At 37.3% G+C, this 23360-nt stretch carries 18 protein-coding genes; 4 read left to right on the top strand and 14 right to left on the bottom strand.

Annotated features, from left to right (window positions below; all coding sequences use genetic code 11):
* Positions 1–29: 29 nt before the first annotated feature.
* The 6 genes from HEQ28_RS06050 to HEQ28_RS06025 form a co-directional block, all read right to left on the bottom strand.
* Positions 30–992 carry a type I phosphomannose isomerase catalytic subunit gene (locus tag HEQ28_RS06050; RefSeq protein ID WP_434504247.1) on the bottom strand — a complete coding sequence of 321 codons (963 nt, stop codon included), beginning with the start codon at positions 990–992 and terminating at the stop codon, positions 30–32.
* A 94-nt stretch (positions 993–1086) separates the two neighbouring features.
* A complete protein-coding gene (gene dxs / locus HEQ28_RS06045) occupies positions 1087–2982 on the bottom strand; it encodes a 1-deoxy-D-xylulose-5-phosphate synthase (protein WP_434504246.1) in 1896 nt (631 codons plus the stop codon).
* Positions 2983–3290: 308 nt separating this feature from the next.
* Positions 3291–3833, bottom strand: coding sequence for a rubrerythrin (rbr, locus tag HEQ28_RS06040; protein WP_434504245.1), 543 nt, complete (start codon positions 3831–3833; stop codon positions 3291–3293).
* 116 nt (positions 3834–3949) lie between these two features.
* Positions 3950–5626 (bottom strand): SulP family inorganic anion transporter, encoded by a 1677-nt coding sequence (locus tag HEQ28_RS06035; protein ID WP_434504244.1) that lies wholly within the window; start codon positions 5624–5626, stop codon positions 3950–3952.
* Positions 5627–5682: 56 nt separating this feature from the next.
* The gene (locus HEQ28_RS06030) at positions 5683–6381 is read right to left on the bottom strand and encodes an HAD family hydrolase (protein WP_434504243.1); all 699 of its coding nucleotides are present in this window, start codon (positions 6379–6381) and stop codon (positions 5683–5685) included.
* Between the two features lie 6 nt (positions 6382–6387).
* Positions 6388–7617, bottom strand: a complete 1230-nt coding sequence (locus tag HEQ28_RS06025) for a CobW family GTP-binding protein (RefSeq protein WP_434504242.1) — start codon at positions 7615–7617, stop codon at positions 6388–6390.
* Positions 7618–7862: 245 nt separating this feature from the next.
* Between HEQ28_RS06025 and HEQ28_RS06020 the strand changes: the two genes are divergently transcribed.
* Entirely contained in the window at positions 7863–9269 is a 1407-nt protein-coding gene (locus HEQ28_RS06020; protein WP_434504241.1) for an aminopeptidase C, read from the top strand.
* Here HEQ28_RS06020 and HEQ28_RS06015 read toward each other — a convergent pair.
* From HEQ28_RS06015 to HEQ28_RS05990, 6 genes are all read right to left on the bottom strand, one after another.
* Positions 9266–10771 carry a ComEC/Rec2 family competence protein gene (locus HEQ28_RS06015; protein WP_434504240.1) on the bottom strand — a complete coding sequence of 502 codons (1506 nt, stop codon included), beginning with the start codon at positions 10769–10771 and terminating at the stop codon, positions 9266–9268. The genes HEQ28_RS06020 and HEQ28_RS06015 overlap by 4 nt on opposite strands.
* A complete protein-coding gene (locus HEQ28_RS06010; protein WP_434504239.1) occupies positions 10772–12382 on the bottom strand; it encodes a RagB/SusD family nutrient uptake outer membrane protein in 1611 nt (536 codons plus the stop codon).
* Between the two features lie 5 nt (positions 12383–12387).
* Complete coding sequence (locus HEQ28_RS06005; protein ID WP_434504238.1) at positions 12388–15066, bottom strand: SusC/RagA family TonB-linked outer membrane protein; 2679 nt, start codon at positions 15064–15066, stop codon at positions 12388–12390.
* Between the two features lie 265 nt (positions 15067–15331).
* Entirely contained in the window at positions 15332–15910 is a 579-nt protein-coding gene (locus HEQ28_RS06000; RefSeq protein ID WP_434504237.1) for a GNAT family N-acetyltransferase, read from the bottom strand.
* A gap of 162 nt (positions 15911–16072) precedes the next feature.
* Positions 16073–17809, bottom strand: coding sequence for a M56 family metallopeptidase (locus HEQ28_RS05995; RefSeq protein ID WP_434504236.1), 1737 nt, complete (start codon positions 17807–17809; stop codon positions 16073–16075).
* 3 nt (positions 17810–17812) lie between these two features.
* The gene (locus HEQ28_RS05990) at positions 17813–18172 is read right to left on the bottom strand and encodes a BlaI/MecI/CopY family transcriptional regulator (protein WP_207154596.1); all 360 of its coding nucleotides are present in this window, start codon (positions 18170–18172) and stop codon (positions 17813–17815) included.
* A gap of 790 nt (positions 18173–18962) precedes the next feature.
* Between HEQ28_RS05990 and HEQ28_RS05985 the strand changes: the two genes are divergently transcribed.
* Together HEQ28_RS05985 and HEQ28_RS05980 are read left to right on the top strand one after the other, a co-directional pair.
* The gene (locus HEQ28_RS05985; protein WP_434503891.1) at positions 18963–19379 is read left to right on the top strand and encodes a hypothetical protein; all 417 of its coding nucleotides are present in this window, start codon (positions 18963–18965) and stop codon (positions 19377–19379) included.
* Positions 19316–20230 (top strand): IS3 family transposase, encoded by a 915-nt coding sequence (locus tag HEQ28_RS05980; protein WP_434504424.1) that lies wholly within the window; start codon positions 19316–19318, stop codon positions 20228–20230. Before HEQ28_RS05985 ends, HEQ28_RS05980 begins: the two co-directional genes overlap by 64 nt.
* A 724-nt stretch (positions 20231–20954) precedes the next feature.
* Here the strand turns inward: HEQ28_RS05980 and HEQ28_RS05975 are convergent.
* Positions 20955–21356 (bottom strand): FMN-binding protein, encoded by a 402-nt coding sequence (locus HEQ28_RS05975; protein ID WP_434504235.1) that lies wholly within the window; start codon positions 21354–21356, stop codon positions 20955–20957.
* Positions 21357–21552: 196 nt separating this feature from the next.
* Entirely contained in the window at positions 21553–22452 is a 900-nt protein-coding gene (locus tag HEQ28_RS05970; RefSeq protein ID WP_434504234.1) for a diaminopimelate dehydrogenase, read from the bottom strand.
* 275 nt (positions 22453–22727) lie between these two features.
* Here HEQ28_RS05970 and ruvA point away from each other — a divergent pair, with 275 nt between their 5' ends.
* Positions 22728–23345, top strand: coding sequence for a Holliday junction branch migration protein RuvA (gene ruvA, locus HEQ28_RS05965; RefSeq protein WP_434504233.1), 618 nt, complete (start codon positions 22728–22730; stop codon positions 23343–23345).
* Positions 23346–23360 lie beyond the last annotated feature (15 nt).

The raw sequence follows: 23360 nt of genomic DNA, 5'->3' as shown, positions 1-23360 counted from the left end.
CTTCGTGCTTTTTTGTTTGTATGCTAATATTAAATGTAAGACTCAAGGAATTTTATCTCACCTTTTATATATATATCTTTTGTTGTTGCAGGTATGAGTATTGATTCGCCTGCTTCTAAAGAAATATTGTTTCCTTCATTGTCACTTATATCTGCGTGCCCTTTAAGGCAAATGAAGATAACGAAACTGTCAAGACCGCTATAGTCTATTGTCATAGGTTCGTTAAGGTCATATATTGTTGTGCAGAAATAAGGACAGCGTACAAGGCTGACGCCCTGATTTTTTTCTGCTTTATAATCTGTGTGATAGTCATTTTCCACATTGTAGTTAATGCTTTCTGCAGCCTGTTTTGTGTGAAGTTGGCGATAGTTTCCATCTTTATCTTTGCGTTTGAAGTCATAAATACGCCATGTAACGTCACTTGTCTGTTGTATTTCTGCAAGAAAGCATCCTTTTCCTGTGCTATGAATTCTGCCTGCAGGTAAGAAAAAGCAGTCACCTTCTTTTACGGTATATTCGGCAAGAGCATCAGTGATCGTGTCATTTTCAACCATCTCTTTGTATTCCTCAGGAGTGATCTTCTTCTTAAGTCCGATTCTCAACTTTGCGTTTTCGTCACTGTCCATGATATACCACATCTCTGTCTTTCCGCGCTTCATACCTTGCTTTTTGGCAATCTCGTCGTTAGGATGTACTTGAATAGACAATTGGTCTTTTGCGTCGATAAACTTAACTAATAGAGGAAATTCATTGCCGAAATGTTTGTAGTTTTCTTCTCCTACAAGTTTACCTTTAAGTTTTGCTATTAAGTCATTTAATTTTGTTCCTGCATATTCGCCTTCAGCTATTATGCTTTCATGGTCTTTTACTCCCGATATTTCCCAGCTTTCACCAACATTTTCTTGGTTTATAGCTAGGCGTTTAAACGGAATAATTTTGTCACCACCCCAAATAGTGGATTTCAGTAGTGGATTGAATTTAATAGGTTTCATATGATATTTTTAGTTGTGTTTTCATGTAACCGACGGGAATATCACCAAAACGGTGAATATCTCCATGGCCACTTGTGTATTTTATTGATTATTATCATTTTAAGTTCTTTATTGCATCAATGATACTATCAGAATCAATATGGCATATCTTCTGAAGTTCTTCGACAGGTCCGTGTTCAACAAAAGAGTCGGGGATACCCAGACGGGTAATCTTTGGAGTGTATTCATTGTCGCTCATCCATTCAAGGATAGATGAACCCAATCCTCCGTTACGTACTCCGTCTTCGATTGTTATTATACGATTGAATTTCTTTCCTATTTCGTGAAGTAAATTATCGTCTAATGGTTTTAGAAAACGCATATCGTAATGTGCAACACTTAGTGTATTATCTGAGTCACAATACTTCTTGATCGCATCCTCAACATTATTGCCAATAGGACCTATACTAAGTATTGCAACATCTTTACCGTCATGGAGTTTTCTGCCAGTTCCAACTTCTATTTCTTCCAATGGACATTTCCAGTCGGTAAGAACTCCGCGTCCACGTGGATATCTAATAACGAACGTTCCCTTATCAGGAAGTTGTGCTGTGTACATAAGACGACGCAATTCATGCTCGTCCATTGGGCTTGCTATTGTAATGTTAGGAACTGGACGCAATGCTGCCATGTCAAAAACGCCATGGTGTGTAGGACCGTCTTCTCCGACTAATCCAGCACGATCAAAACATATAACAACCGGCAGATTAAGTATTGCTACATCGTGAATGATGTTGTCATAAGCCCTTTGACCAAAAGCACTATATATATTGCAGAATGGCAGTAATCCGTCTTTTGCCATACCTCCAGAGAATGTTATAGAGTGTCCTTCGGCTATTCCAACGTCGAATACACGATCAGGCATTTCTTTCTGCATTATATTCATAGAACAGCCTGTAGGCATAGCAGGAGTAACACCAACTATATTTGGATTCTGTTCTGCAAGTTCCAAAAGTGTTTTTCCGAATACATCCTGAAATCTAGGAGGTAGGTTGCTGCTGTCGGCAATCATACGTTCGCCAGTTTCTGGATCAAACTTGCCTGGAGCATGCCATATCGTTGCAGCCTTCTCAGCTGGCTCATATCCTTTACCCTTTACTGTATGAAGATGTAGAAGTTTCGGACCTTTCATATTCTTCAGTTGCTGAAGAACTCTTACTATTTCCTTGACGTTATGTCCGTCAAAAGGTCCAAAATATCTAATGTTCATACCCTCAAAGATATTTTGCTGATGACTTATCGCACTTTTCAATGCATTATTTAGTCTGATGATACCTTTTCTTCGGTCTTCGTTAAGATATCCTTTGCTATGCAGCCATTTGCTAGCTTTGAAGCGCAAACGATTATAAGTCTCGTTAGTGTCAAGGTTAAGCAAATACTGTTCCATGCCTCCTACGGCACGGTCAATAGACATATCGTTGTCGTTGAGGATTATCAGTAAGTCATTTGGTGTGCTTGATGCGTTGTTTAGTCCTTCAAATGCCAAACCTCCGCTCATAGCTCCGTCTCCGATAACAGCAACAACATGACGTTGGTCGTTATGCTTAGCTGCCACAGCCATACCTAATGCTGCTGAAATGGAATTGCTAGCGTGTCCACATGTAAAAGTATCGTATTCGCTTTCGCGTGGATTAGGAAATGGGCATATACCATGAAACTTACGGTTGGTACAGAATTTATCTCTACGTCCTGTAAGTATTTTGTGTCCATAGGCCTGATGTCCAACATCCCACACAATACGGTCTTCCGGTGTATTGTATACGTAATGCAGAGCAACAGTTATTTCCACAACACCTAGCGATGATGCGAAGTGTCCTGGATTAACAGAAACTTCATCAATAATATCCTCGCGTAGTTCCTTGCAGATTTCGGGTAACTGTTCAACGTTGAGTTTACGAAGATCTGCCGGATATATAATATTACTTAATAATCCAAATTTACTTTTGTCCATCAATACTTTTAGCATGATTATTTGTGCAAAGATACTGCAAGCCTCACACAATACAAAATAAAAAATGAAATATTTTATTTAATTACGGTGTATGTCCTTATCTTAAAGGTTATTTTCAATACGGTATTTCAGTTTTGATGGTATAGTGTTTTTGGTTATTTTTAAGGTGCTTTCTTTAGGTCTACGAAATAAATACAACTTGATTAAACCGAATGCAGTAAGCTATTCACTCCGAATTATGATAAAGTTCAGATAATTCCACGAAAAAGAGGCAGCTTATTAAGCTGCCTCTTTATTATAGATATTATTTAATAGTTCTCTGCACTTATTTCGAAGAAACTCTTTGGGTGATTGCACGTAGGGCAAATTTCAGGAGCTTTCTTTCCGATAATGATATGTCCGCAGTTACGGCATTTCCAGATGCGATCTCCATCACGTGAGAATACGATTCCGTCCTTGATGTTTTGCAACAGTTTCAAGTAGCGCTCTTCATGATGCTTTTCAATAGCAGCAACAAGCTCAAATTTCCTCGAAATCTCATCAAAGCCTTCTTCTTTAGCTTCTTTAGCCATTTGAGCATACATGTCTGTCCACTCGTAGTGTTCTCCGCTTGCAGCGTCAACTAAGTTATCCATAGTAGGTGCAAAATCCCCACCGTTGAGATACTTAAACCAGAGTTTTGCATGCTCTTTTTCATTTCCAGCAGTCTCTTCAAAAAGAGCTGCTATCTGCTCATAACCTTCTTTCCTTGCTTTTGAGGCGTAATAAGTATATTTGTTACGTGCCATACTCTCACCAGCAAAGGCGTCATGTAGGTTTTTCTCTGTTTTTGTGCCTTTTAAATCTTTCATATCGATTTATTTTAATGGTTTATATTTCCATGATGTATTTATCATCAATGACAAAGATAGATTATATTTTGAATAAATCAAAATGAATTTAGAAAATATATGTAATTTTTAACTACTTATTTGATTTCCTTTGCTCTTTCTAAAGCTTCATTTATATGACTGCATATATTATCCCTGCCGATAATATTTTCGAGGCGTGCATGTTCAAGCGTTTTCTTCACGTTTTCATTCACTCCAGAAAGTATAACTTGTATGCCCTCTTTCTTGCTCATCATACAGAGATTTGTTAGATTATGTATTCCTGTACTGTCAACAAACGGCACTTTCCTCATTCTTATTATTCTTACTTTTGGACGGTCTCCGAATGTTGCCATGATCTCTTCAAAGCTGTTACTTGCACCAAAGAAATATGGACCATTGATTTCATAAACCTCTACGCCTTCAGGTATTGTCAGATGTTCCAGATTTCCAAGCATGAAATCACTGTTCTCTTCTGATGGATCAATCTCGTCGGTTATAATTTTAACGTCTGTTACTTCTGTCACACGTCTCATGAAAAGTAGGCATGCACATACTAATCCAACTTCAATAGCGATGGTTAAATCAAAGAATATTGTTAGAAGGAAAGTTACCCACAATACGATAATGTCGCTCTTGGGGTTGTGCATAATTCCAATGAATGAACGCCAACCGCACATTCCGTAGCTAACAATTACTAGTACTCCGGCAAGACAAGCCATAGGTATGTATTTTGCCAATGGCATTAAAAAGAGGAATATCAATAGTAATACGCCTGCGTGTATTATTCCTGCGATAGGACTGCGGCCACCGTTATTTATATTAGTCATTGTTCTTGCTATTGCACCTGTTGCTGGTATTCCACCGAAGATAGGCGATGCCAGATTAGCCAGTCCTTGTGCTATCAATTCTGTATTTGAATTGTGACGTGAGCCAATAACACCATCAGCGACAGTGGCAGAAAGTAAAGACTCGATAGCTCCTAGTACGGCAATGACAATAGCAGGAGGCATCAGCGACTTTATCGTGTCGAAAGATAATGCTGGTAATGTTGCTTCAGGTAGTTTATTACTTATGGCAAAGTGGTCACCAATTGTTGTTATTGATGTAATACCTGCATATTGTCTTAAAAGCAATGCTGATACAGTCATTATTATAATAGCTATCAGTGATCCTGGAATCTTCTTACTGAACTTTGGTGATATCGCAATTACGATAACACTCGCAATACCTATTACTGCATTCCAAGGAGTAATTGTTCCGATATTTTGAATATATGCAATCCATTTACTAGAAAAGTCAGCAGGAACGTTTGCTATCGAAAGCCCAAGAAGGTCTTTTATCTGTGTCGTAAAAATGGTTACGGCTATACCGCTTGTAAATCCAACTACGATAGGATAGGGAATGTATTTTATTATTGTACCCAAATGCAGCAGTCCGAAAATAATCAGGAATACTCCTGCCATTATTGTAGCGATGGTTAATCCTTCAATTCCATATTGTTGGATAATACCATATATTATTACGATGAAAGCTCCTGTAGGTCCACCTATCTGAACCTTACTTCCTCCGAATAATGATACTATCAGTCCGGCAACGATAGCTGTTATTATTCCCTTTTCAGGTGTTACTCCACTGGCGATGCCAAAAGCTATTGCCAACGGCAATGCCACGATTCCAACAATGATACCTGCCATGAGGTCAGTGATAAACTGTTTGCGATTGTAATTTCTTAATGTAGCCACCAGCTGTGGCTTAAATTCAAATGGTGTCATTATAAAAAAAGAAAGGGGTAATAAAATTACCCCGAAGTAAAAAATATATTTATGCTTTATTGGCAGATTTCGCCGAAACGTTTTATTGTAGTGAGGCGTTTATGATCAAAAGTTTCAGATAGTTCCATTTTCCAAGCTACACTGAATGGGACGTGAATTGCGTATGCTCCAATATTAAGTGCAGGTGCAATATCTGATTTGAAAGAATTACCAATCATAAGTAGCTCTTCTGGATGTATATTGTAGTTCACGCACAGATGTTTGTATTCATGCTCTGTCTTTTCTGAAACTATTATAACATCATCAAAGTAGTTGGCAAGTCCAGAACGCTTTAATTTGTTTTCTTGATCTTGAAGTTCTCCTTTGGTAAAAACTACCAGTTTATAGTTGTCATCATTCTTTCTTTCATTGAGAGTAATAAGAGTGTCTTCAACTTCTGGCAGTGGAGTTGTTGGGAAAGATAAAAGCGATTTACCCATTTGTAGTATCTCTTCTATTATATTTCCATGTACTTCACCTTCAGAAATCTTAATAGCATTCTCAATCAATGACATTGTAAATGCTTTAATTCCATAACCAAGACAATCCATGTTTGCTTTTTCTATTGCAAACAAAGAGTCAGATACGGTTTCAGCATCAGCATATTTTGATAGCAACTGACAATACATATTTTCGACATCGTCAAAATGCGATTGACAGTCCCAAAGTGTATCGTCAGCGTCTATAGCTATAATTTTGAATTTATCTAGTTTCATGCTTTATCAGTCAAGAAGAATAGAGTCTAATTGTCTTGTTATCTCATCTTTGTCAAGATGCTGACCGATGAATACAAGTTTTTGCATTCTATCACCGTATTGCTCATTCCAGTCCTGACGCAGTCCTGGCTCACGCTGCATAAGGTCAGCAAGTTCATCTTTCTCCATCGTTGCATACCATTGACCAGCATTACGGAGATTCATCTGCTTTCCTGCCTGTTCAAATACATAGCATGTTGCAGGTTCTTCCTTAAACCAGCATATACCCTTGCATCGTATGATATTCTTTGACCATTTAGAAGCTATGAACTCATCAAATCCTACAAGGTCAAAAGGCTTGCGACGATAATATACAAATGTGCCGATACCATATTCTTCAACTTCTCCACCTTCGTGATCATGTTCGTGATGGTGGTGGTGTCCTTCGTGGTGATGGTCATGTTCATGGTCATGTTCATGGTCGTGTTCATCATCATCGTCATCATCATCATGTTCATCATCGTGGTGATGTTCTATTTCGTCAATCCATGCAGCAGAAGTAGCAACCTTGTCAAAGTCAAACAGATGTGTATTGATAATCTTATCAAGGTCTACATCGCCATAGTCACATTCAATAATTGTTGCATGTGGCTGCAAAGCTATGATTATTTCTTTTAGACGTTCCAGTTCGCTAGGTTCAACTTCAGATGCTTTGTTAAGCAATATAATGTTACAGAATTCTATCTGCTGTATAACTAAGTTCTCGATATCATCTTCAGCAATATTCTGTTTTATGAGGCTTTCACCGTTTCCGAATTCGTCTTTCATGCGCAGTGCGTCAACAACTGTAGTGATACAGTCAAGACGTGCTATACCGCCTTTGATATATTCTGGTCCCATAGTTGGTATAGAACATATTGTCTGTGCGATAGGTGCTGGTTCGCATACACCGCTAGCTTCTATTACAATATAGTCAAATTTCTGCATGCTTGTGATGTCGCGGAGTTGTGCTACGAGATCCATTTTCAGGGTGCAGCATATACATCCGTTCTGCAATGCAACAAGACTGTCGTCTTTCTGGTCAACGATGCCACCTTGCTGTATCAGGTCAGCATCGATATTTACTTCACCGATATCATTAACGATTACGGCGAATTTTATACCACGCTTGTTAGACAGAATTTTGTTAACCAATGTTGTCTTTCCGCTGCCCAGATAACCTGTAAGCAGCAGTACTGGTATTTCCTGAAATTTCATAATATATATTGTATTTTATTATATCTCAATGTTGAGTAATTCCTAAAATTGAATTAGATTGCAAAATTACTAAAAATCAGTTGGATATACAAAAATAAATATATAATTATAGATAACATTCAGATAATAATTCGCATATGGTTATTCTGCTAGTGCAAAATTTAAAAGAAATATTAATTTCTTTGTGTTTCAATACATTAATTATTACCTTTGAAGGCGTAAAAATATTAAAAGTAAACATTATCATGAGTAAAAAGACTTTAACAGTTGGACTTTGCTTGTGTGTAGCATCAATGATGTTGGCACAGACAAATCCAGGTGGCATATCTGCTAATATGTTGCAGCAGATAGAGAAATCACAGAAATCATCAAAAGCTGATAAGGCTATTTTCAATGCAATCGCATCTAATAGTATAGACGATTTGGCAAAGAACTTTGCCAATCAAGGCACTGTTGATACATATTTCAGTAATGAGACCCCTAGTCAGAATATTCACGACCAGCAGAGTTCTGGACGTTGCTGGATGTTTACTGGAATGAATGTGCTTCGTGGAGATTTTGCAAAACAGCACAACGATACTCTTGCTGTTGAGTTCTCTCATGCTTATTTGTTTTTCTATGATCAGTTGGAGAAGGCAAACCTTATGCTTCAGGGGGTTATAGATAATGCAAAGAAACCTATGGAAGACCCTACTGTGCAGTTCTTCTTTAAGAATCCTATCAGTGATGGCGGTACATTTTGTGGTATAGCAGACCTTACTGAAAAGTATGGTTTGGTTCCAATGAGTATTCAGCCAGAAACATACTCAAGTGACAATACTAAGATTATGGATAGGCTTGTATCTAGCAAGTTGCGTGAATACGGACTTGAACTTCGTCGTATGGTTGCTTCTGGAAAGAGTAAGAATGCGATAAAAGATAGAAAGACAGAAATGCTAGCAGATATTTATCATTTGCTAACTCTTACTATTGGTGAACCTGCTAAGGAGTTCACATATACGTTTACTGATAAAAATGGTAAGGCTGTTGGTGAAGCACATAAGTACACCCCACAGACATTCTATGAAGCTACCGTTGGAAAGAAACTTAATGGAACTTTCATTATGGTAATGAATGATCCACGCCGTCCTTATTATAAAACTTTTGAAGTGGAATATGACCGCCACACTTATGATGGTCACAACTGGACCTATCTTAATCTTCCTATGGAAGAGATTGCCAAACTAGCCATTGCTTCAATAAAAGACGGACACAAAATTTATTCTAGCTATGACGTAGGCAAGCAGTTAGACCGCAAGCGTGGATATATGGATGTAGACAACTTTGATTATGCTACTCTTATGGGAACTACTTTCAATATGAATAAAGCTGATCGTATCAGTACTTTTGACAGTGGTTCTACTCATGCTATGACTCTTACAGCTGTAGATATGGACAAGAATGGTAGTCCAAAAAAATGGAAAGTTGAGAATAGTTGGGGACCTACTTATGGTCAGAAGGGATGCTTGATAATGACTAATAACTGGTTTAATGAGTATATGTTCCGTCTTGTTGTGAATAAGAAATATGCCACACAAAAGATATTGGATGCTGCTTCTCAGAAACCAACCATGGTTACTCCTGATGATCCTTTGTTCTTAGAGGATAATTAATTTCGGACTTTTAGTATTCTTAGCATTGCAATATTACTGAGAATGAAGATATATAGCAGCCAGGTCTGTAAAGTGGAAATATAAAAATTCTCTATTGACGAACCCGGAAGTCCTGCTATAAAAAATATAGAACGGTTCATTAATCCCGCTGTCTGCACTATTACGTAACATACAATGTTATTTAGTGCAGTTAGTGGGATTGTTATTATCAATGCCACAGCCATGTATATTATCAATGTGGCACATGGTACTACAACAAAGTTTGTAAGAATGAAATAACATGAAAAGCGTCCGAAGCAATGAAGTACTATCGGAAATGTGAATATCTGTGCAGATGATGATACGCAGATGCTTCCCCATATCCAACTCAACAGTTTGTTGTAAGGATGTAACAGCATATACATTGGCTTGTATAGGGTGAATATTCCAGCAACAGCCATGAACGACATTTGAAATCCTATGTCCCACAAACTAAGTGGATTGATTACAAGTATCACGATTGCCGCAAAGGCAAGGGTATTAAAACTTATGCTCCTTCTGTTTATGATACTTACAAGGGCATATATTGAAAGCATCACAGCACTGCGTACTACTGACGGAGGCATGCCTACAATAAAGGCGAATGCCCAGATACCAATTATAGATAATGTCATTGCGATTGCACTGTGACCGAACAAAAGCAGGAAAACGGAGAATATTATTCCAAGATGCAATCCCGACAATGCAAGGACATGACTTCCTCCAGATATAGAAAATGCATTTTTCGTATCTTTGTCCAGTGCACTCTTGTCGCCTAGAGTCATTGCTGAAATTACAGAGTAAGCCTCTTTATCCTTTCCGTTATTCGCAAATAGTTTTTTTGATAGGTTGTCACGAAATATACGTGCTTTCATGCATAATCTGTCATAAGCATTTTTGCCAAGCGAAACTCTTGCAGGATGGATATTCCAATATGGAATGAATGTCTGTGCTGTGTATCCGTGTATTTTCATCCATTGTGCATAGTCAAAGTTTGAGTTGCCAGATATGCTCTGTGGCTTTTCTAAAACCGACTCAGCGCATATCCCATCACCAGTATTCAGTTTCATTTCAGTTGTAGTATCACTTAGAATAGTAGCTTTTGCATTGATTGGACAGCCAATAGACTTTCCGTTGAGGCTCATAATTTCAATGTCACATTTCAACACCTTACCGTGGACAATTGGTGTGCTTGTAATCAAAGCCTCGTATTGTGATGTTTCTTTTGGAAGTTGTATATCAGTTACTTTCAGTTGTCGTGACATCAAAGTGCCACCAAGTGCTAATGTCGTTGCAGCAATTAGTATGCTTTGTATATGTTCGCGTTTTATAAGTAATGCTAAAACGATGAATATAATGCCTGAAGTGAGCCATATACCCATCGTTATGTGCTCATACAATAGATTTCCTGCAACTATACCTATGCAAAAGGCTATAGCGAGACGCAGCAGAGGATAGAGTTGCAGTTTGTTATTCGTGTACATTTATTTGTATCCTTGGTTCTGTTTTAATTTTGTATTCATGTCTATTACAGCTTGTGGAATAGGGAACAGATATGTGAATTTGCTATCTTCATTATCCACTTGTTTACGTTGGTCGTAAGCCTTTTGGAAGATTCCAAACCTAATCATATCATTACGTCGCCAGCCTTCCCACATAAGTTCAAGTAGTCTTTCGTCAAGGATATTTTGCAGCGTAGCCTTTCTTTCGTTCATTCCTACACGATTGCGTATCATATTGAGTTCTTGTGTGCCGTCTTCACCGTTGCGCACTTTTGCTTCAGCTATCATAAGCAATACATCAGAATATCTGAATAGCACAATGTCATTGTCTTGTAGCTTTCCGTCAGCATGTGCTGTACGGTCTATTTCATATTTAGACATTCTTGCTCCACCTGTCTTTTCATATTTACTTCCAGTAAGATCTGGTGAAACTTCAAGTGGTCTATAAATCAAAGGTTCACCATTGTTGAGATAAACAATCTTTCCGTCAACTCTCAGTGTATCACTGTAGAAGTTTATACTATATCTGCTGTCAATAGAATCTGTGCCATATCCGTATGTCTTAACAGTTGATAGGGTAGCACAGCTTCCGTTTTCTGCATCCATACCTATCGCACTTCCATGATTGTAGTGTCTGCTACGGAAGAGATACCAGAATTGGTTGCTATATAATGTCTTATCCATAGGTATAGTAAATATGTTCTCACTTGAAGTCTCATTGTGTACGGCAAAGTTGTCGGCATAGTTCTTTTCAAGAGAATATCCATCTTTGGCAATCATGTCGCAATAATATATGCATGCTTCCCATGCATTAAGCTTTTTCCCGTCAATATTAAACGTATGTTCGCCAGTACCAAGATAAATTTCATTATTAAGCATCATCTTGGCTAGTATGAAATAAGCCACAGGACGTGTGAATTTACCGTAATATTTTCCTTGAATGTTACTGTGTTCGTCAGGAAGATATGTTGCAGCCTCTTGCAGTTGAGATATTATCGTACTTGCTACTTCCTGACGTGTTGATTGTGTCATATCATCAAGTGTAGCCGCGTCTTTCATAGAAAGCGGCACGTTTCCAAACATATCCATTATATAGAAGTAGAACATAGCCCGTAAGCCTTTTACTTCAGCAGTGTATTCATTATATTCAGAGTCGTTTAGAAGATTTTTGTTGTATTCAATCTCTGCTAAAGAATGGTTGCATAGTCCAACTACCTTATAGAGATAGTTCCATGTGTCTAGTAGTGCCTTGTCTGTGGATGTCCATTTGTGCATATATAAGTCTTGCCAGAAACCGCCATCATACCAGTCTCCTCCTCTTGTCGGCAGAATAGCTTCGTCAGTGGTAAATGTGTTGTAGTCATAAACACCACGATAAGTGCCTTGAATGCCTTGACTGTTACTGTTTCCACCGATATAATTGTATAGGTTTCCTACTGAGTTTATATATAAATTCGTCGACGAATCGTAAGCTTTGTATTCGAGCAGTCTGTCTTTGGGACTCTCATCAAGACAAGACGATAGGAATGTTGTCGATAATGTCATTCCGGCAATACCGATAATCGTCATTATTATATGATATGTTTTTTTCATGTGATCTAGAATTGAATACTTATTCCTATAGAGTATGAACGATATGGTGGGTATGACCGTTTGTCGTCAATGCCTAGTGTTCCGTCAACTACATAACTGTTTATCATTGGTGTGAGTCCACTGTATCCTGTTATGGTAGCTAAATTATTGACAGAGCATGAAAGACGTAGTGAACTGATATATTTATTTTTTACAGGTATGTTCCAACCTATTGTCAGGTAGTCAAAGTTCAGGTAGTCTCCTTTTTCCAGCCAATAGTCTGTTGCAGTCTGGTCTTTGATGTTTTGCTTGGGTGCTTTTGCCATTACATTATAGTCGGGAAAGCTAGACATATTCATATACGTTAGACTTGTTCCGTTGTATATCTTGTGACCGAAAGCTCCGTTTATCTGCAATGACACATCAAATTCTTTGTATCTGAAACTGATGTTTGATCCTAATATCCATTTTGGTGTGGCTTGTCCTGCAATATATCTATCGCCTCCGTCTTCGATGTTTATCTTTCCATTATGGTCAAGGTCAGCAATGGCATAGCTGTAACTGCCGTCACTGTTTTTTGTTAACCCTGTGCAGTGGGGTAAATAGAAGACTCCAAGTGGTTGACCTATTATTTGGTATACGATGTTGTTGTTGCCACCATGAAATCCAGCACCGTTAAGTGAACCTATACTTGTTATCTGTGAAGCTGAAAGTTGTGTGCCGTTATAGTTGCCCGACAATGATAGTAGTTTGTTCTTTTGGAAAGCTACGTTCATGTTAATGTTTAGTTCCATATCTTTCTTTGATATAGGAGTAACACCTAAACCTAGTTCAAAACCACTGTTGCTCATTTCTCCTAGATTGGCAAGTAACTTATTATATGTGAATGGTGGAACAGGTACATCATACTGGTATAGCATGTCTCGTGTCTTACTGTAATAGTATTCTGCTGTAAGAATCACTCTGTTCTTCCAAAAACTTATATCCGTACCAATATTGAATGTGCTGCGTGTTTCCCATTTTAAATCAGGATTAGCATTGCGGAATTGTCCCATTGTTATAGTTGGTGAACCGTTATAAGATATTAGACCTGTAGGCTGAACTAAATTTATTGAGTTGTATGGATCAATACCTCCTAGGTTTCCAGAGAGTCCATATCCCATTCTTATTTTGAAGATGTTTACCAATTTGCGTAAACTTTTAAAGAAAGGTTCGGCAGCAACGTCCCATGTTCCTGATATTGATGGAAATATGCCCCATTTGTTGTTGTCTCCAAACATACTACTTCCATCTGCTCTCATGTTGCCAGCAACGGTGTATCTATTCAGAAGTGTATAAGATACGCTACCCATCGCTGAAGCTAGTGACGATTCTGTGTAGTCAGATCCTGTACCTCCGTATGGTCTTGTAGAGGCGGCAGCAAGATTGTCATATCCTAATTCATTTGTTGTGAAACCTTTTACAAGTGTCCAAAAGCCGCTATGTTTGCTCTTTTGATATTCAGTCATTGCCGTTGCTTCTATAGCGTGTATACCCCATGAGTGTTTCCATTCAATAGTTGCATTGCCCAGCATATCTTCAGTCTTATGTTCTCCACGGTAAGCCTGCCCCTGTGCCCAAACCCATGTTGGGCAGAACACTGCATTTTCAAGAGAGTTATAGCTGTAACTGCCGAATAGTTTAAAATGTAGTTCTTTTTCTAGTGTAAAGTCCAGTCCTAAATGAGTATTGAAGTTAAGATTCTTATCATCGTTCTTCTCTTTTAGTAATGCTCCCGGAGGATTTATCTGACTAGCTGTTGAGTTTTTATCCCAACCGCCCAATGCATTCATTCCTTTTGGATATGTTGGATTTTGTGTAGCCGCACTGTAGAACAGTTTCTGTTCGTCAAATATATAGTTGTTCTTTTGTGAAGCTCCAAATACACCAAAATCAATAGAAAGAAGATTGTCGAATGCCTTTTGTGATAGGTCAAACTTAGCAGTGAAGTTTTGGTATTCATTAACCTTAACAATCGTTTTGTGGTCCATAACTCCTATTGACGCACGATAGTTACTGCTTTCAGAGCCTCCGCTGAAAGCTATATGATGATTTTGTACAATTCCAGTTCTTGTTACTGCATCCTGAAAATCAGTGTTGTATCCACCATCATTGTAATCAAGTCCCAGTGTCTTTGCCGTTGATATATATCCGTTACGTTGCAACATGTCTATGGTCTTGTATTTAGACTCAAAGCCAATATTCCCATCGTAACTAATGTGAAACATACTTCCATGTCCCTTTTTGGTCGTAACCTGTATCACACCTGATGCACCTCTAGAACCATATTTTGCTGTTTCAGCCGCATTCTTTAGAATAGTAAAGCTCTCTATATCTGCCGGATATATAGATGAAAGGGTAGAAAGGTCGCTGTAAACGCCATCAATAATAACAAGCGGATCGTTTCCACCCGTAAGAGAAGTCGTACCTCTTACTCGCACACTGCTCAACTGTGCCATTCGGTTTTCGCCAGAAGTCACATTCACACCTGCAGCTTGTCCGCTTAATGCGTTGAGTGAGTTTATCACAAGTCCCTTGTTCATTCTGTCTTCAGTAACAATATCTGCCGATCCCTGTTTGCGTTCTGGGATCAGTCGCGTTATTTCCAAAGAGTCATTTTTTGAAAGACTGTGTTTTTCCTGAGCTTGCATTGTGAAATTTGGCATTATCAGCAAGGGTATTATGAGTTTCCAGTTATACATATTGTGTGGTTTTAAGGGCGCAAAAACATTAAACTATATTGCAAATATAGCTAAAAATAATGTTTGAAGCAATAAAAGTATTATATATTTTTTAGTTTTATTAGCTACCAGTCGTTAATCACATAGCCTTATAGCCATAGTGATTGTATATAAATGGTATTTTGTGAGAAGCCAAAATGGTCCATTCGTCAGTCTTTATATAAATAGAAAAACATCTGACTATTATTTATTAGTGATTCGCTTTTTGTAAGTGTTTCATTTCATGTCCTCCCCAAGCGGTATCATTCAAATATTTAAAGCCGAGTTTGCTATATAGTTGTTCTGCTTTTGGATTACCACAATCCACGAGTAATCCTGTTGATGGGATCTTTAGACTTTCTGCTTTTTTGCAAGTAGCTTTCAATAGGGCAGAGGCTATCCCCATATTGCGGTATCTTTCGTCAACAGCTAAGCTGTCTATATAAAGCTCACCTTTCTCCGTTTCGTCGTCAATTCCAGAGTAGTCAATGCCGAATTCTTTTATCGCCTCTTCTATAAAAGCCTTTCTCAGTCTATGTAGATCTGCTCCATCATAGCTTACACATACACCAATAACAGCTTCTGAATCTTCATCCAAAGCTACTAATGTGTTCTTATATGAATATTGTGAGTCCTCTCTTGCCACAAGTCTTGTCATCATATTGTGAAAATCCTCAAGCGTATGTGAGCTACCTGCAAAGTTTTTGCAACATTCATGGTTCATCGCCAACATGATGTACCTTGCTATTTTGTCAGCTTGTTGTTTTACAGCATTTGTTATTTTAATCATGTAAAGTCTTTTTACGTTATATTACAAAAATAGCAATATAAAGATTAAGAAACAAATTAATTAATGATTTTTAGTTAATGGCAGTACCAATCTCAGGCACTGCCATTTCGCTATTTAAACAATACAATATTCTCTTTTCAAAAGAGATTTAAATGGAATATCTTATTTAAATGTCTTTATATCAATATTAGCTTTGCCGTCTTTAAACTTCGTTACTGCAATAGATTTAATATCAGTTGGCTTTAAAATATCATTAATATCCTGACCTTCTGGTAGTTCCTTACCATCTATTAGGTATTTGCAGTTTTTCTTTTCTGGAAATGTTACTGGGTTTACTTTGCCTACGGGTACAGGAAGGGTAAACATGGTCTTGACAGCCTTACCTTTGTTAGTGCCAGGTTCCCAGTTGGGCATATTGTTCACAGCTTGCAAAGCCTCGTTGTCCAATTCTGAATCTAAGCTATGTACAACATGAGCACCATAAATTGCGCCGTCTTTGTTAACAGTGAATGCAACAACAGTAACACCCGACTTTGTGGAATTTTCTGGATCCTTTATGTTCTTGGTAAAGTATTCCGATAGCTTATCACTACCACCTGGAAAACTTGGCATCTTGTCTACGAGATCATAAACTTTATCTTCACCGTTTGAGTCACTGTTGTCCTTCTTTAAAGTAATTTTCATTCCGTTTATAGCATCTCCTGCACGGAATGTCATATCAGCAAAGCCTACATATTGTACATCAATTGTGTTGTCATCAGAGACCTCATTTAAAGAAAAGTTTCCTTTAGTATCACATACAGAACCTTTCTTAATACCATTTATTATAACAAGTGCACCAGGTATCGGTTTTCCATTTTCATCAACAACAGTTCCTTTTATATTGATAATCTTTGCATCTCGGGCTTGATTATCAACAGCATTATTAACTAAGTCTGCTACAGTTGCAGCCTTGCTTTCGGTAACTCCTGACTCAAGTAATCCTTTTGTTGCATTTGATATTTTTGCAATCTCAGGAATTTTCTCGCTTAGAGAACGAGCTACCGTGTCAATGTTGCTTACAAAAAGTAATGCGGCAGCAAGTGGCGCAAAAAGCAGATACTTAGTCTTTACTATTTCCTTAGTCCTACGTTTGTTCATCATTTTAATTCTTTTTTTAAGAGGTAAAACATTAAAGTTATTGGCAATATTCGTTTTTGACGAATGATATGCCAAACCAAGTAAGTGATACTGATAGGCTTTGCGCGCGTTGCCTTCAGCCAAAACACTTTCATCGGCTAAAAATTCCAAATTAATACGTACATCACGTTTCATTAACCATGCAAAAGGATTAAACCAGCAGAATATGCAAAACAGTTCCGACATTATGCTGTCAAAAGAGTGCCACTGATTTACGTGTGTGCGTTCATGTATTATTATTTCATTAAGTTCATCATCACATAGTCCTTCAGTATTTACAAATATCCATTTGAAGAAAGAAAATGGTCCGTCTTTGCTTTTCAGTATGTACAGCATCGTACCATTGATGCTTATTCTTTTATGTTTGTATGCCATATATACGATAGTTCCAAGCTGTAAAATAAAGTTTAGCAACATGATCGTTACCACGGCTATATAAACATATAGTATAATGTCTTTCCATGTTATTGACGGAGCATTGGCATATGTCATCATTGTTGGTAATATACTTGTGGCATAACTGTTTGCCATACTAACTGTGGTATCGGAGTCTTTAATCCAGTATTCAATGTTAAGTAATGGAATAGTTAATGATATAAGATATATTGTCCACAGAGTGGCACGTCGCAATGCAAAGAATGTGTCTTTGCTTGTCATAAGCCGATAGAATCCATATAACAGAATCAGAGCGATATTTACTTTTAATAGGTATATAGCCATATTCTATTCTCCTTTCTCTATTTCCTTAATTATATCTTTCAGTTCATCTTCTGATATCTTTTCTTCTTTAGCAAAAAACGAAACCATTTCTTTAAACGAATTTTTAAAATAGTCATGTACAAAGCCATTCATGAATCGGCGTTTATATTCACCTTCATCAATGGAAGGAGTGTAAAGATATCCTTTACCGTCACGCTCAGATTTTACGAAGTTCTTTCTTTTCAAGTTGTTCACAATAGAAGCAACGGTCGTGTAGGGTGGTTTCGGTTCTGGAATTTCATCCACTACTTGTTTTACAGCGCAGCGGCCCAACTTCCAAACATATCTCATTACTTCTTCTTCTTGCTTTGTTAGTTTTTCCATTATATTATATGTTTTTATTATCAATGTCGCAAATCTACGAAACTTTCGTAATAAAAGCAATAGTATATGCGTTAAAGTGTGTAAATGTTGGTGTTTTTAACATTTTACGAATGTTTCGTAGAAATATACCTATTATAAAAAGAAGAAAATTTATGATAGGATAGTAAAAAATGTTTGTGACAAAATTTTCATCAACCGACAACTAATTAGGGAAGGTGACAACCATATTGGAATGAATGACAACTAATCCGGCAAGATAAGACAACTTATTTAAGAACAAATGTACATCTTTTCGGGTTAGAGGCAACGCACTACCAGAAAAAGTTTTTTCAATGTCACTAATGTCACTTTGTCACAAACCCTTTGTTTATAAGGGATAAGCGAGTGACATTAAGTGACATTATTAGTCTAAAAGTGACATTAAACTCTAGATTATGCCTATATTTGGCGTTTTTTCTATAAATATGATTTGGGTAATATGTGCCTTTTATACTTCTCAATGCTAACTTGAACTAGTTTTTAGCCTGAATAGGTTTACATTTGTTCTTAAATAAGTTGTCTTATCTTACCAGATAGGTTGTCATTCATCCTAATAAATTTAAAGATACATTTTTAGACGATAGTAATTGATTGTAAATCTGTCATATAAAATGGATACGCATGAGAGAAAAAGAGTTTGAAAATTATAGATATGGTTACAGCTTTAGTAAATAAACAATTACCTAAATTATCACAATTATTGGGTAATTTGACTTAATACAGAAAAGGTATACATCGTTTTAACAATTAAATGATGGAAAATCAAAAGAAAAAAAAGGAACATCGAAGTTACAGTCGTGACTTCAAGCTTCAAGTATTAAAAGACATGTATGAGCATGATTTGTCATATGGTTTTACTGCTCGCAAATATGGGATATTGGCAGCCCATTCTTTACATTTGTGGGAAAAAGAGTTTCCCTTAACCAATAAATCATTATCTTTGTCAACAACAACAATACAAAAGGTAATGAGTATGCGTAAGAAAAAAGATGAAGCCAAAGCAGCTTTGGTTAAGACAAAAGAAGAGCAACTTGAGTATGAGATATCTTGCCTTCGTAAAGCTCTTGAGTATTCCGAACTTCGCAATGAAGCTCTTAATGAGTTATTAAAAATAGGCAAGGAAGATTACGGAATCGACTTATTAAAAAAAGCTGGCGCCAAACAGTAAATAGCCTTCGCACCAGACATTCTAATCTATCAATAGAATGTCTGAGTGGGCTGTTTGGTAAAACACGTGTAGGCTATTATTCAGTAAGCAAGGAGATGCTGGAAAAACGAAAATTGACAGAGACTACAACTATCAGTATAGTCAGAGAAGTACGCAATGAAGCTCCAGGCATAGGAGCATACAAACTCTTTATCATGCTTAAGGAGTTATATGCAGAAAAGATGGTTGGGCGGGATAAATTCTACGCTTTGTTGCATTTTCACCATCTTATGCTCAAGCCCCAGCGTAAACGGCATACGACAAATTCAAATCACCATTATCACAAGTACAAGAATATGATCAAGAACTTTATACCGACTGCTCCCAATGAGTTATGGGTTGCTGATATTACTTATATAGAAACAAAAGACGGTGTGTGTTATCTACATCTTATCACTGATGCCTTTACACACGAGATAATCGGCTGGACATTGTCCGACACGCTTATGGCTACCAATACTATAGCAGCTTTGGAGCAGGCTATAAAGCAAGCTGGTAATTCAGACTTAAGCAAACTTATACATCATTCAGACCGAGGTTCACAATATTGTTGCAATGCTTATGTGGAACGACTTAATTCCATTTCTGCCACGATCAGCATGACAGAGGATTACAAACCTACTGACAATGCCATTGCCGAACGAGTGAATGGGATTATCAAACAGGAATGGCTGTATCGTATGGACAGACCTAAAAACTTAGAGGATGCAAGGAAAATTATAAGCTCCATTATTAATTTCTATAATAACAAAAGGCCACACATGAGTAACTGTATGAAGACTCCAGCAGAGATGAGAATGCAATTTAGGTAGTTGCTCTTTGGAGGCTTCACGCCTCCAGCCGCAAGGCAAACCACCGTGGTGTTTTTCATGGGAATGTATTTGTGTATAGAGGAATTTTATTTAACTTTGTAAGAGAAATGTACATATTAAACTGATTTGTAATAAGATTTCAATATATCAATTGTTTCTGTAAAGGATTTCAGTATTCGTAAAGTATATCAGTAAGGGTTTAAAAAATATGTATAGTGTTTCAGAATGTATAACTACAAATGTGTATACCTATTCCAGTCATAGTCAATTCGATTACCCAAGTACGTGTGTAATCCGATTACCCACGATGGGTAATCGGATTACCTAACGTGAACAACTCGATTACCTACGTTGGGTAATTGGATTACCCAACATGAAAAAGAGCATTGTTCAGCGTATGTAAACAAATTATTCTTAATGATGCTTATACCATAATAAACATATAGTGAAATATATATGCCTAGTCTTGGATAAAAAAGTACCAATAATGGAATCGCATTTTTGGTGAAAATTCGCAAAAAATAGGTATGATTTAGGGTTTAATGTCACTTTTAAACTGATAATGTCACTTAATGTCACTCGCTCATCCCTTATAAACAAAGGGTTTGTGACAAAGTGACATTAGTGACATTGAAAAAACTTTTTCTAGTAGAGGCGGAAATCAGCCCACTTACAAATTATATCGCTAAAACGTTTAAGTTATATTGATAAAATAACGAAAATGTTATTTATTCTTCTTGTAATATTCAAGACCTAGCTTTACATTTTTCTTCAGTGCTTCTGAAGAATAGGTTGCACCGCTTACTCCGTCAACATTCATCTTGACAGCCTTTGAAACAGTCTGACCATTAAACTGATCTAGCAAAGTCTTTGCTTTGCCAAAGAATTGAGGAGTTTCATGATTTGGCATAGCCTCAATCTTTACAACCTTATTCTTACGGATGAAAATCTTAATAGGAGTGTTACCTCTGAATCCCTTGATGTTCTTACCTAATTGCTGTGTATTTACAATTACGGTATCATTCTCACGTGAAATTACATTGTCATTAGGCATGGCACTTACCATTACTGCTATCATTGCACAAGCAGACAAAGCTGTTACAATTGCATTGAATCTTTTATTCATATTATAATAATCCTAATTTAAAATTGATAAAACTTTTATTTACCTTAATACCTGAGTGATTTTGCAAAAGTAAAAAATATAATCGACATGTTAATAGCAATGTGTTCTATTTTTATGTTATTTTTTGATTTACATAAAAGAAAACGGCGCATGAATATTATCTTCATGCGCCGCTGTGTATATAAAAAGTGTGGTTTTATACTAGTGTTGCGACAATTTCCTCGCGAGTGCCAGGTAGCATGTCAATAACAGGAATCTCAGGCATAGTATAACATCCTGGCTGCAAACGGAAACTAGCACGAGCTACGTTTACAAGGACCTGTGCTGTAAGAGCTGGGTTGTTGATGTTCATGTTAAACTCAAAACGCTGATTCTGTGTTTTTCCAGAAACGCCTTTGCGTACCAAGTTTACACCATGTCCCATATCACGTACATCATCAACAGATGCAACAGCGAATACATGAGTTTCATCGTGTGCGAAATATGGATCAGCCTTTATAGCTGCTGTTACGTCTTCCAACTTAGCTCCGTCTTCCAACTCAACGTATACCATACGGCGATGAATACCTTCACCAAGAGGAATAGTTACAGAAAGAGCATTCTTTACTCCTTCCTTACTACGTACACATACTGAATGTCCCATAGACATACCCGGACCGAAATTGGTATAGCTAAGTCCCTTTGGTGCAAGACTTTCCATGAGTACACGTACGATAGAATCTGATCCTGGATCCCAACCTGCAGAAATAACACTTACAGTGTTAGTCTTCTTGTTGTTCTCCATCTGCTTTGTGCGATAGTCAAGGATACTAGTGTGGATATCAAAACTGTCTACGGTGTTAATTCCTAGAGCTGTTATTTTCTCAGCATATTCAGGACAACTGCGTGTAGGAGTTGCAAGGATAGCAACATCAACGTCTTTCAACTTTGTAATATCGTCTACAACTTCGTAATCAGTAAGTTCAACAGGTTTAGCCTGATTGGCGTTACGACGTACGATACCTGCGATTTCAAAATCAGGAGCTGCTTCAAGTGCCTCTACAGTGAAGTGTCCAATATTGCCGTAACCAACTACGGCTGCTCTAATCTTCTTCATGTTCTTTATTGTTGTTAAGTTTTACTTAAAATTATAACCTATTGGCAAAATTACATTATTCTGCTGAAAAATAATATATTTTGGTGGATTTTTTATCTTAAATTCTACAAAAAGTTATGAATCATAATAGTAATATCTCTCTTTCTATATTGATGTTAATTCTTTATGCGTAAAATATTTTATGCTTTAACATATAGCTACTCTTATTCACTGACTATACAATAATCATGTGCGCGTGTGCGTTATTATTAAGTATAAATAAAATATAACATAACATGATAGAATATATAAAAGGCGAGTTGACAGAACTTACTCCAGCATTGGCTGTGGTAGAGGCTGCGGGAGTAGGGTATGCTCTGAATATATCACTTACCACATATAGTGCCATTCAGGGTAAAAAAGCGATAAAACTGTATGTGCATGAATCTCTTGTAACAGGAGGACGTGATGATAATTTTACGCTATTCGGCTTTGTTAACAAGCAGGAACGTTCACTTTATAGACTTCTCATCACTGTGTCAGGAGTTGGTGCCAATACTGCAAGAATGATGTTATCGTCAATGAGTCCATCTGAACTTTGTAATGCTATTGCCAACGGTGATGATAAGATGATAAAGACAGTGAAGGGAATAGGACTGAAGACAGCACAGCGCATAATCATTGACTTGCGAGACAAGATTGTAGCAAGTGGTATTGCTGACGAATTGCACGTGAGTCGCAATGCTGGAGGAATGAATATGAATAATGGTATAAAGGATGAGGCTGTTGCAGCATTAACAATGCTTGGATTCTCGCCGGCACCTTCTGCTAAAGTTGTTGTAGGGATTATGACAGAACATCCTGACTGGGCTGTGGAAGATGTTGTAAAGGAAGGATTGAAGAGAATAAAATAGACTGTTTACTATTTA

Origin of the sequence: Prevotella sp. (assembly GCF_051059605.1) — a bacterium.
In the GTDB taxonomy this organism is placed as follows: Bacteria; Bacteroidota; Bacteroidia; order Bacteroidales; family Bacteroidaceae; genus Prevotella.
This window is presented reverse-complemented; position numbering and strand designations above follow the sequence as displayed.

Coding starts and splice junctions, on each gene's coding strand:
- HEQ28_RS06050 (WP_434504247.1), bottom strand. CDS start 992: ATGAAACCTATTAAATTCAATCCACTACTGAAATCCACTATTTGGGGT.
- dxs (WP_434504246.1), bottom strand. CDS start 2,982: ATGGACAAAAGTAAATTTGGATTATTAAGTAATATTATATATCCGGCA.
- rbr (WP_434504245.1), bottom strand. CDS start 3,833: ATGAAAGATTTAAAAGGCACAAAAACAGAGAAAAACCTACATGACGCC.
- HEQ28_RS06035 (WP_434504244.1), bottom strand. CDS start 5,626: ATGACACCATTTGAATTTAAGCCACAGCTGGTGGCTACATTAAGAAAT.
- HEQ28_RS06030 (WP_434504243.1), bottom strand. CDS start 6,381: ATGAAACTAGATAAATTCAAAATTATAGCTATAGACGCTGACGATACA.
- HEQ28_RS06025 (WP_434504242.1), bottom strand. CDS start 7,617: ATGAAATTTCAGGAAATACCAGTACTGCTGCTTACAGGTTATCTGGGC.
- HEQ28_RS06020 (WP_434504241.1), top strand. CDS start 7,863: ATGAGTAAAAAGACTTTAACAGTTGGACTTTGCTTGTGTGTAGCATCA.
- HEQ28_RS06015 (WP_434504240.1), bottom strand. CDS start 10,771: ATGTACACGAATAACAAACTGCAACTCTATCCTCTGCTGCGTCTCGCT.
- HEQ28_RS06010 (WP_434504239.1), bottom strand. CDS start 12,382: ATGAAAAAAACATATCATATAATAATGACGATTATCGGTATTGCCGGA.
- HEQ28_RS06005 (WP_434504238.1), bottom strand. CDS start 15,066: ATGCCAAATTTCACAATGCAAGCTCAGGAAAAACACAGTCTTTCAAAA.
- HEQ28_RS06000 (WP_434504237.1), bottom strand. CDS start 15,910: ATGATTAAAATAACAAATGCTGTAAAACAACAAGCTGACAAAATAGCA.
- HEQ28_RS05995 (WP_434504236.1), bottom strand. CDS start 17,809: ATGGCTATATACCTATTAAAAGTAAATATCGCTCTGATTCTGTTATAT.
- HEQ28_RS05990 (WP_207154596.1), bottom strand. CDS start 18,172: ATGGAAAAACTAACAAAGCAAGAAGAAGAAGTAATGAGATATGTTTGG.
- HEQ28_RS05985 (WP_434503891.1), top strand. CDS start 18,963: ATGATGGAAAATCAAAAGAAAAAAAAGGAACATCGAAGTTACAGTCGT.
- HEQ28_RS05975 (WP_434504235.1), bottom strand. CDS start 21,356: ATGAATAAAAGATTCAATGCAATTGTAACAGCTTTGTCTGCTTGTGCA.
- HEQ28_RS05970 (WP_434504234.1), bottom strand. CDS start 22,452: ATGAAGAAGATTAGAGCAGCCGTAGTTGGTTACGGCAATATTGGACAC.
- ruvA (WP_434504233.1), top strand. CDS start 22,728: ATGATAGAATATATAAAAGGCGAGTTGACAGAACTTACTCCAGCATTG.